This window comes from Actinomadura rugatobispora (assembly GCF_042656285.1).
In the GTDB taxonomy this organism is placed as follows: domain Bacteria; phylum Actinomycetota; class Actinomycetes; order Streptosporangiales; family Streptosporangiaceae; genus Spirillospora; species Spirillospora rugatobispora.
This window is the reverse complement of the sequence record NZ_JBHSON010000028.1, coordinates 101,459-111,452: the sequence shown is the minus strand read 5'-3', so window position 1 is coordinate 111,452 and position 9,994 is coordinate 101,459. Positions and strand designations below refer to the sequence as shown.

The following is a 9,994-nucleotide window of genomic DNA, read 5'->3' as shown; positions in this document are numbered from 1 at the left end:
CGAACATGGTCGGCCTTCGCCTCAGCGAACATGGTCGGCCTTCGCCTCAGCGAACATGGTCGGCCTTCGCCTCAGCGAACATGGTCGGCCTTCGCCTCAGCGAACATGGTCGGCCTTCGCCTCCAGGTAGCGGCGCTCGGGAAGGCTGGCGGTACGGCGCGCGGCCGTCCGGTAGGACTCGCGGGCGGCCTCGGCCTCGCCCGCCATCTCCAGCAGATGCCCCCGGACGGCGTCCAGCCGGTGATGCCGCGCCAGCCGCTCGTCCGACCGCAACCCCTCCAGCAGGCCGAGCCCGGCCCGCGGCCCCTTCACCATCGCCACCGCCACCGCGTGGTTGAGGGAGACCATCGGATTGGGCGCGACCTTGGCCAGCAGCCCGTACAGGCCGAGGATCTGCGTCCAGTCGGTGTCCTCGGCCCGCTCCGCCTCGGCGTGCACGGCCGCGATCGCCGCCTGCAGCTGGTACGGCCCCACCGGCCCCTGCGGGAGGGCCTCCGACACCAGCGCCACGCCCTCGGCGATCGCGGCCCGGTCCCAGCGCCCGCGGTCCTGCTCGGCGAGCGGGACCAGCTCCCCGCCCGGCCCCGTGCGGGCGGGACGGCGCGCGTCGGTCAGCAGCATCAGCGCCAGCAGCCCGGCGACCTCCCCGTCGTCCGGCAGCATCGCCCGCACCGCCCGGGCCAGCCGGATCGCCTCCCCGCTCAGCTCCCCGCGCGCCAGATCGGGACCGGCCGTGGCCGTGTAGCCCTCGTTGAAGATCAGATACAGCACGTGCAGGACCGCGGCCAGCCGCTCGCCCCGCTCGGCCCGCGGCGGCGGCGCGAACACCGCCCCGGCCGCCTTGATCTTCTGCTTGGCCCGGCTGATCCGCTGCGCCATGGTCGCCTCCGGCACCAGGAACGCGTGCGCGATCTGCGCCGTCGTCAGGCCGCCCACAGCGCGCAGCGTCAGCGCCACCTGCGAGGCCCCCGACAGCGCCGGATGGCAGCACAGGAACAGCAGGGTCAGCGTGTCGTCCCGCTCGGCCGCGGCCGGAGCGGCGTCGGCGGCCGGTGCCAGCAGGTCGTCGGCGGGGCGGGCGACGGCGTCGGCCACCTCGCGCCGCCGCCGCGCCTGCTCGCTGCGCACCTGGTCGGCCATCCGGCGGGCGGCGACGGTGACCAGCCAGCCGCGCGGGTTGTCCGGCACGCCCTCCCGGGGCCACTGCACGGCGGCGGCCAGCAGCGCCTCCTGCACCGCGTCCTCGGCGGCGCCGAAGTCGCCGTGGCGCCGGGCCAGGACGCCCAGGACCCCCGGGGCCAGCGCCCGCAGCAGCTCCTCGACACCGGCGTCCGGCCCGGCGTCCGTCCGGGAGGGCGTGCCGTCCACGCTCACATCTCCATCCCCGCGCTGTACATGATCGGCCGCACCTCCACGCCCAGGAACCGGGACTCGGGCATGTGCGCCGCGATCTCCAGCGCCCGCTCCCGGCTCTCGCAGTCGACCACGTAGTAGCCCGCCAGGTACTCCTTGGCCTCGGCGAACGGCCCGTCGGTCACCGCCGGCACGCCGTCCTTGACCCGGACGATCGCGCTGGTGGACGGATTGGCCAGCGCGTGGGTGACGACCATCTCGCCGGACTCGCGGAGCATCTTCTGGAACCCCTCGTGCGCATTCATGATCTCGTTGCGCTCGGCCTCCGACAGGCGCTCCCAGGCCTCGTCGTTCATGTGGATCATCAGCAGGTACTTCATCGGGTGCTCCTCACCTCACGGCCCCCCTCGCGGGGGCCTCTCACCTGCAGGTCGAAGCGCCCCGCCCGTTCTCGACATCCTTTCGCGAAAAGATCTCGGCCCGCTCGCCCGGCCCCGTTTCAACCGGGGTCGGGGGCCAGTTCCCTGAGGGCGGCGGCCAGGCCGTCGAGACGGTGCGCGTCGGCCGACTCGGTCAGGGCGGCCCACAGGGACCGGCCCGCCTCGCCCGGCCGGCCGCGCTCGATCCAGTACCAGGCCAGCGCCCGCGTCAGCCGCAGCGCCAGGTCGCCTTGGCCGCGCCGGGTCGCGCTCTCCAGCGCGGCGCGCAGGTTGGCGGTGTCGGCGTCCAGCCGCGCCAGCCAGCGCCGCCGGGCGTGCCCCTCCCGGAACGCCTCGGCGCACTCGGCGACCAGGGTGTAGTACACGTCGTGGCGGTGCTGGACGCGCTCGCGCTCGCCCGCCTCGCCGAGCCGCTCCAGGGCGTAGGCCGCCACCGACTCCAGGAGCCGGTACCGGGGCCCGCCGGGGCCGTCGGCCATGACGACCAGCGAGCGGTCCACCAGCCGGGCGATCGCGTCCACCACCTCGGCCTGCTCGACGCCGTCGCCCGAGCAGGTCTCCTCGGCGGCCTCCAGTGTGCAGCCGGCCGCGTGCACCGACAGCCGGCGCAGCACGGCGCGCTCGACGCCGTCCAGCGGCTCCCAGCTCCAGTCGATCGCGGCGCGCAGCGTCCGCTGCCGCTCCGGGACGCCGCGCCGGCCCGTGCCCAGCAACCGGAACCGGTCGTCCAGGCGGGCGGCCAGCTGCACGGCGCCCAGGGCCCGCACCCGCGCGGCCGCCAGCTCCAGGGCCAGCGGGATCCCGTCCAGGCGGCGGCAGATGGCGGCGACGGCCGCCGCGTTCCCGAGGTCAAGGGCGAAACCGGGCGCGGCCGCCGAGGCGCGCGCCTCGAACAGGCGCACCGAGGCGGCACGGCGCAGCGCCTCCGGATCGCGGTCGCCGCCCGCGGGCGCCTCCAGCGGCGGGACGACCCGCAGCAACTCGCCCGACAACCCCAGCGGCTCGCGCGCCGTGGCCAGGATCCGCACGCCCGGCGCCGACCGCAGCAGCCCGTCGGCCAGCTTGGCCACCGGCTCGATCACATGCTCGCAATTGTCCAGGACCAGCAGCGCCCGCCGCCCGGCCAGCTCCTCCAGGGCGCGGCCGGCGTCGTCGTCGCGGACGCCCATCGCGGCGGCCACCGCCTCGGCGACGCCCTCGGGGGAGGCGGTGTCGCGGGGCAGGCCGGACAGCTCCACCCAGAAGGTCCCGTCGGGGAAGGAGTCGCGCGCACGGGCCGCGGCCTCCAGCGCGAGCCGCGTCTTGCCCACCCCGCCCGGACCGGTGAGCGTCACCAGCCGGAACGCGCCCGCCAGCGCCTCGACGACCTCGCCCGCCTCCGCGTCCCGCCCGATCAGGTCGTCGGGAGGAACGGGCAGGTTCGCGGGCGGCCGGACGGGCGGGACGGCGGGCGCCCGCAGCGCCGGGTCCTGCCGCAGGATCGCCTGATGGAGGGCGTCCAGCTCGGGGCTGGGATCCAAGCCGAGCTCGTCCCGCAGCCGGACGCGCAGGCGGCGGTACCCCTCCAGGGCGTCGTGCTGCCGCCCGGCCCGGTACAGCGCCCGCATCAGGCCCGCCTGGGTGCGTTCGCGCAGCGGATGGCGTTCGGCCAGCGCGCTGAGCTCGGCGATGAGCGCGTGGTGCTCGCCCAGCGCCAGGCGCGCCTCGGCCAGCTCCTCCAGCGCGGTCAGGCGCTCCTCTTCCAGGCGGGTGACGGCGGCGCGGGCGAAAGCGTCCTCGCCGAAGTCGGCGAACGCGGGGCCGCGCCACAGGGCGAGGGCGTCGTTCAGGAGGGCCGCCCTGGCGGCAGGGTCACCGGCGCGGCGCGCCCTGGCCGTGAGGTCCTGGAAGCTTCGCGCGTCGACGTCCCCGGCCTTGAGCAGGTAGCCCGCAGGACCCGACTCCACCAGCCCGCGCCCGCCCGGCTCGGCCTCCTCCATCGCCCGCCGCAGCTGCGAGACCTTCACCCGCAGCGCACCGGCCGGCTTGCCCGGAGGCTCCGCGGCCCACAGGTCCTCGATCAGCCGGCCGGGGGAGACCGGCCGGCCCTCGGCCGCCAGCAGCGCCGCCAGCAGCATCCGGACCTTCAGCTCGGGGACGCGGACCGCGCGCCCGCAACCGGTCCACACCTCCAGCGGGCCGAGCACCCCGAAACGCATGCCCCAACACTAGCCCGGCCATAACCGCGTCCGAATCCCGTCATAACACCCCCGCCCCAGGGTGGTCATGCGGCGGACGGGACGTCCCGGCCGCCGCATGACCGACCCTTTGGAGAGAGGCGAACCCACGATGTCCGCAACCGTCGCGCCCCAACCGGGCCACGGCCCCGGCTCCGGGCCGGCCTCGGGGAAGGCCGCGCGGGCCGGGGCCCGGGAATGGGCGGGCCTGGCCGTGCTGGCCCTGCCCACCCTGCTGCTGTCCCTGGACAACACCGTGCTCTTCCTGGCCCTGCCGCACCTGGGCGAGGACCTGAGACCGGGCCCCACCCAACTGCTGTGGATCATGGACGTGTACGGGTTCATGATGGCCGGGTTCCTGGTGACCATGGGCACCCTCGGCGACCGGATCGGCCGCCGCCGGCTGCTGGTGACCGGCGCCGCCGCCTTCGGCGCGGCCTCCGCGCTGGCCGCCTACGCCCCCACCGCCGAGGCCCTGATCGCCGCGCGGGTGCTGCTGGGCGTCACCGGCGCCACCCTGATGCCCTCCGCCCTCGCCCTGATCAGCACCATGTTCCGCGACGAGCGCCAGCGCACCCTGGCCATCGGCGTGTTCACCGGCTGCTTCATGGGCGGCGCGGCGCTGGGCCCGATCGTCGGCGGCGCGCTGCTGGAGAGCTTCTGGTGGGGCTCGGTCTTCCTCATCGGCGTGCCCGTCATGCTGCTCCTGCTGATCACCGCGCCGCTGCTGCTGCCCGAGAGCCGCGACCCCGGCGCCGGCCGCGTCGACCCGCCCGGCGTCGCGCTGTCCCTGCTGGCCATCCTCCCGTTCATCTACGGGCTCAAGGAGATCGCCAAGGACCCCGCCCAGCCCCTCGCCTACGCCGCGCTCGCCGCCGGGGCCCTGTTCGGGACGCTGTTCGTCCGGCGCCAGCGGACCGTGCCCCACCCGCTGCTGGACCTGCGCCTGTTCCGGCGGCGCTCGTTCAGCGCCGCGCTCGTGATCGTCCTGTTCGGAATGGTCGTCCAAGGCGGCGTCTACCTGTTCGCCAGCCAGTACCTGCAGTCGGTCGAGGGCCTGTCACCGCTGCGCTCCGGGCTGTGGCTGGCCCTGCCCACGCTGGCGCTGGTCGCCGGATCCCTGCTGAGCCCGCTGGCGGCGCGGCGGATCCGTCCCGGCACGCTGATCGCCGCCGGACTGGTGACCGCCGCCGCCGGGTTCCTGCTGATGGCCGCGGCCGACGGGCCCGCCGCGCTCATCAGCGGGATGACCGTCGGCTTCCTCGGCACCGCCCCCGTCGGCGCGCTGGGCATCGGCCTGATCGTCGGATCGGCGCCCCAGGAGAAGGCCGGAGCGGCGTCGGCCGTCGCCGAGACCTCCGGCGAGTTCGGCATCGCGCTGGGCGTCGCCGTGCTGGGCAGCGCCGGGACAGCCGCCTACCGGGCCCTGCTCGACGTCCCGGCGGAGGCACCGCCCGAGGCGGAGACGGCCGCGCGCGAATCGGTCGGCGGCGCCGTGACCGCCGCCGAAGGGCTCCCCTCCCCGCTGGCCGGGCAACTGCTGGACAACGCCAAGGAGGCGTTCATGAGCGGGCTGGGCGTCACGGCCCTGATCAGCACCGTCCTGGTCCTGGCCCTGGCGGCGCTCGCCGCGGCCCTGCTGCGCCACCAGCCCCCCATCGGCCGCTGACCACCGTCCGGGGCGGCCGCCCTCTGTCCGCGGCGGCCGCCCCGCGACCAATAGGGCCTTGGTGATGTACTCTCGCGCCATGGCCTTCCCACAGAGCCTTCTTCTTCTCGAGCCGCGTTGACACGCTGAACAGCTGTCAGCGCGGCCGCCCCTCATGCACTGAGGGGCTTTTTCATTTCCCGGCCCAGGCGAACCCGCGGTGACGAGGATGATGAACGAGAAGACCGACACTGGAAACGACCGGCCGCCCTTCCGCTACGACGCGCGGACGGCGAACGAGATCGAACTGAACTGGCAGGAACACTGGGAACGCGAGGGCACCTTCGGCTCGCCCAACCCCGCCGGGCCGCTCGCCCGCGGATTCGACCGGATGGCGGGCCGGCGCCCGTTCTACGTCCTCGACATGTTCCCCTATCCCAGCGGCGCCGGGCTGCACGTCGGCCATCCGCTCGGCTACATCGGCACCGACGTGTACGCCCGCTACCGGCGCATGGCCGGCGACCACGTCCTGCACACCTTCGGGTACGACGCGTTCGGGCTGCCCGCCGAGCAGTACGCCATCGACACCGGCCGCCACCCGCGCGAGACGACCGCGGCCAACATCGCCGCCATGCGCCGCCAGCTGCGGCGGCTGGGCCTGGGCCACGACCGGCGCCGCGGGATCGCCACCAGCGACGTCCCGTTCTACCGCTGGACCCAGTGGATCTTCCTGCGGCTCTTCGGCGCCTGGGTGGACGAGCGCACCGGCCGCGCCCGCCCGATCGAGGACCTGGTCGCCGAGTTCGAGAGCGGCGCCCGGCCCGTCCCCGGCGGCCGGAGCTGGGGGGAGCTGACCGCGGTGGAGCGCCGCCGCGCCGTGGACGCCCGCCGGCTGGCCTACGTCGCCGAGGAGCCGGTCAACTGGTGCCCCGGCCTGGGCACCGTCCTGGCCAACGAGGAGGTCACCGCCGAGGGCCGCAGCGACGTCGGCAACCACCCCGTCTACCGCAGGCCGCTGCGCCAGTGGATGCTGCGGATCACCGCGCTCGCCCAGCGGCTGATCGACGACCTGGACGACCTCGACTGGCCCGCCTCGCTCAAGCGGATGCAGCGCAACTGGATCGGCGCCAGCGACGGGGCGCACATCACCCTGGCGGTCGCCGGCGACGCGTCCGGACCGGGCATCGAGGTCTTCACCACCCGCCCCGACACCCTGCCCGCCGCCACCTACGTGGTCCTGGCCCCCGAGCACCCCATGGTGGAACGGCTCGTCGCCGGGCCCTGGCCCGAGGGCACCCCGGAGGCGTGGCGCCACCCACGGGGCCGCGCCGGAAAAAGGGAATGGACGCCGCGTGATGCCGTCGCCGCGTACCGGGAAACGGTGGAGCGTCTCAGCGACCGGCAGCGCACGTCCGACAGCACGGACAAGACCGGAGTGTTCACCGGCGCCCACGCCGTCAACCCCGTCACCGGAACCCCGATGCCGGTCTTCCTGGCCGACTACGTGCTCCCGGGATACGGAACGGGCGCGATCATGGCCGTCCCCGACCATGACCAGCGCGACCGGGAGTTCGCCGACGAGTTCGGCCTGCCCGTCCGCCTCGAATCAGGGCCCACGGCCGAATGGCAAGGCGTCACCGACGCCATCGCATGGCTGGAACGGCACGGCATAGGCGAAGGAGTCCGCTCCTACCGTCTGCGCGACTGGCTGTTCTCGCGCCAGCGGTACTGGGGCGAGCCGTTCCCGATCGTGTACGACGAGCACGGAATGCCCATCGCCCTGCCCGAGAGCATGCTGCCCCTGCAACTCCCCGAGATGACCGACTTCCGCCCTGAACCGCAGCAGGACGACTCCAGTCCGCCCGTACCACCCCTGGCCCGTGCCAAGGAATGGGCGACCGTCGAACTCGACCTGGGCGAAGGCCCCAAGCGGTACCGCCGCGAGCTGAACACCATGCCGCAGTGGGCGGGATCCTGCTGGTACTACCTGCGCTACCTCGACCCCACCAACGACACGGCGTTCGTGGACCCCGAGGTGGAGGGCTACTGGATGTCCCCGCTCGACCCCGCAGGCCCCGGGGGAGTGGACCTGTACGTGGGGGGCGCGGAGCACGCGGTCCTGCACCTGCTCTACGCGCGGTTCTGGCACAAGGTCCTGTTCGACCTCGGCCACGTCTCCACCAAGGAACCGTTCGCGCGCATTTTCAACCAGGGGTACGTCCTGGCCGACGCCTTCACCGACGATCGCGGCATGTACATCCCCGCCGCCGAGGTCGTCCAGGCGGACGACGGCTCGTGCACCCACCAGGGACGCCCGGTGACCCGCCGCGCGGGCCGGATGGGCAAGAGCCGCAAGAACGGCGTCAGCCCAGACGAGCTGTACGAGCGCTACGGCGCAGACACCCTCCGCCTGCACGAGATGGCGATGGGCCCGCTGGACACCGACCGGCCGTGGCGCACCGACGACATCATGGGCGTCCACCGCTTCCTGCAGCGGCTGTGGCGCAACGTCGTCGACGAGCACACCGGCCTGCCGCGCGTCGCCGACACGCCGCCCGACGCCGACACGCTCCGCAGGCTGCACCAGACCATCGCCGCCGTCCGCGAGCACTTCGACGAGCTGCGCTACAACACCGCCATCACGCGGCTGATGGAGCTGAACACCCACGCCGCCAGGCTGGAGAGAGTGCCGCGCGAGCTCGCCGAGGCCCTCGTGCTGATGGCGGCGCCGCTGGTCCCGCACATTGCCGAGGAGCTGTGGAGCCGTCTCGGCCACCGGGAGTCGCTCGCCTGGGCGCCGTTCCCGGAGGCCGAGGCGTCCCTGGCCGCCGAGCGGGTCGTCACGATCCCGGTCCAGATCAACGGCCGGACCCGCTTCACCCTGGAGGTCCCCGCCGACGCGGAACGCGAGCAGATCGAACGCCTCCTGACCGGGCACGCCGACTTCGCCGCGCACACCGACGGCCGCGCCGTCCGCCGCCTGGTCATCGTCCCCGGCCGGATCGCCAACATCGTCCTCTGAGCCCGCGGGCGGCCACCCGCTGAGATCGGCGGGTGACATCTCGGGTCGCCCCGGCGCTGTAACGGATGTCGGTCACAGTGCTCTTGGCCGCCGTCTGGTACACCCGCCTCCGGGCCGGTCCCCAACCCGGCCCGGCGGCGGGGCCCGGGGTTCTCGCGCCTCAGCGCATACGGCTCCACCGGCCACGGCCTCACCGGTCATGGCCTCACTGCGACGGCCTTGAAGAAGGTGTAGTGGAAGGTGCCGTCGCCTTCGGCCGTCCGGTGCAGGTCGGCGATGCCCTGGTCCCAGTCGGCGCGGGTGGTGAGACCGGCCGCGACGGCCTTCTCGCCCACGGCCTCGACCATGGCGGTGAAGGTGGCGCGGGTGAAGCCCTCGGCCAGCGCGGGCCGGGTGCGGTCGGCGTAGACGGTCCTGGGGCGCACGGTGACGTGGCCGTAGCCGGCGGCGTCCAGGAGCGGATGCAGCCGCCGGCCGATCAGCGCGTCCCCGCCCGCGCCCGCCTGCAGCCGCACCAGATGCCCGATCGCGGCGCGGGCGCGGGCGCTGTCGGGGTGGAAGAACGCCGAACCGTGGTCGCCCTCGATCACCGTGATCGTCCCGCCCGGTCTCAGGACCCGCCGCAGTGCGGTGAGCGCCTTCAGCGGGTCCCGCAGGTGCTCCAGCACGAAGCACACGAAGAGGTGGTTGAACGAGGCGTCCGCGAACGGCAGGTCGAACAGGTCGGCGCGGTGCCACTGCACGTCGGCACCGGGGGACTGGGCCCGCACCCGTTCGCGGGCCTGCGCGAGCGACGCGCCGGAGACGTCCACCGACACCAGGCGGGCGCCCGGACTCGACGCCACCAGGTGCACCGTCTGGGCGCCCACCCCGCATCCGGCCTCCAGCACGCGGCTCCCGGCCGGGTAGCCGGTGCCCGCGTGCAGCAGTTCCGCCAGCGTGTCGGCCTGGTCGCCGAGGCGCCGCGCCTCGTGCTCGGAGTAGCCGTGGACGTAGGGAGCCGGGGACGTCGTCGCGTTCATGCGTTTCACGGTGCCGCCACAATGGACCGCGTGAACAGGTCCAATCAGGCCATGCCCGACCAGTCCATAACGCCGCCGGCCGGTTTTCCTCGGCGGGTTCGGACTTCCTCCAGCTCGACATCGGCGAGGCTCCGCCGGGCGGGCTGTCGGACTGGCTGGCCGAGCGGTTGCGCGCGGCCGTGTCCGACGGCCGCCTGCCGGTCGGCAGCAGGCTCCCGGCGACCCGCGTCCTGGCCGCGGAGCTGCGGGTCTCGCGCGGCGTGGTCACCGAGGCGTACCAGCGCCTCATCGAG

Annotated in this window: 6 protein-coding genes and 1 pseudogene; 3 read left to right on the top strand and 4 right to left on the bottom strand. The window is 74.4% G+C overall.

Annotation, left to right across the window (positions count from 1 at the left end; translation table 11 throughout):
* Positions 1-96: 96 nt before the first annotated feature.
* From ACFPZN_RS21145 to ACFPZN_RS21135, 3 genes are all read right to left on the bottom strand, one after another.
* Positions 97-1,368, bottom strand: a complete 1,272-nt coding sequence (locus ACFPZN_RS21145; protein ID WP_378283775.1) for an RNA polymerase sigma factor — start codon at positions 1,366-1,368, stop codon at positions 97-99.
* Between the two features lie 2 nt (positions 1,369-1,370).
* Positions 1,371-1,733, bottom strand: a complete 363-nt coding sequence (locus tag ACFPZN_RS21140) for a YciI family protein (RefSeq protein WP_378283774.1) — start codon at positions 1,731-1,733, stop codon at positions 1,371-1,373.
* A 119-nt stretch (positions 1,734-1,852) separates the two neighbouring features.
* Complete coding sequence (locus ACFPZN_RS21135) at positions 1,853-3,991, bottom strand: ATP-binding protein (RefSeq protein WP_378283773.1); 2,139 nt, start codon at positions 3,989-3,991, stop codon at positions 1,853-1,855.
* A gap of 130 nt (positions 3,992-4,121) precedes the next feature.
* Between ACFPZN_RS21135 and ACFPZN_RS21130 the strand changes: the two genes are divergently transcribed.
* Both ACFPZN_RS21130 and ACFPZN_RS21125 read left to right on the top strand, forming a co-directional pair.
* The gene (locus ACFPZN_RS21130) at positions 4,122-5,678 is read left to right on the top strand and encodes an MFS transporter (RefSeq protein ID WP_378283772.1); all 1,557 of its coding nucleotides are present in this window, start codon (positions 4,122-4,124) and stop codon (positions 5,676-5,678) included.
* A gap of 208 nt (positions 5,679-5,886) precedes the next feature.
* Positions 5,887-8,679 carry a leucine--tRNA ligase gene (locus ACFPZN_RS21125; RefSeq protein ID WP_378283771.1) on the top strand — a complete coding sequence of 931 codons (2,793 nt, stop codon included), beginning with the start codon at positions 5,887-5,889 and terminating at the stop codon, positions 8,677-8,679.
* Positions 8,680-8,876: 197 nt separating this feature from the next.
* On the opposite strand, the gene ACFPZN_RS21120 is transcribed toward ACFPZN_RS21125, so the two are convergent.
* A complete protein-coding gene (locus ACFPZN_RS21120) occupies positions 8,877-9,701 on the bottom strand; it encodes a methyltransferase domain-containing protein (RefSeq protein WP_378283770.1) in 825 nt (274 codons plus the stop codon).
* 179 nt (positions 9,702-9,880) lie between these two features.
* Here ACFPZN_RS21120 and ACFPZN_RS21115 point away from each other — a divergent pair.
* Positions 9,881-9,976, top strand: a pseudogene (locus ACFPZN_RS21115) (GntR family transcriptional regulator); the annotation flags it as partial.
* Positions 9,977-9,994: the final 18 nt, after the last annotated feature.

Coding starts and splice junctions, on each gene's coding strand:
- ACFPZN_RS21120 (WP_378283770.1), bottom strand. CDS start 9,701: ATGAACGCGACGACGTCCCCGGCTCCCTACGTCCACGGCTACTCCGAG.
- ACFPZN_RS21130 (WP_378283772.1), top strand. CDS start 4,122: ATGTCCGCAACCGTCGCGCCCCAACCGGGCCACGGCCCCGGCTCCGGG.
- ACFPZN_RS21125 (WP_378283771.1), top strand. CDS start 5,887: ATGATGAACGAGAAGACCGACACTGGAAACGACCGGCCGCCCTTCCGC.
- ACFPZN_RS21135 (WP_378283773.1), bottom strand. CDS start 3,991: ATGCGTTTCGGGGTGCTCGGCCCGCTGGAGGTGTGGACCGGTTGCGGG.
- ACFPZN_RS21140 (WP_378283774.1), bottom strand. CDS start 1,733: ATGAAGTACCTGCTGATGATCCACATGAACGACGAGGCCTGGGAGCGC.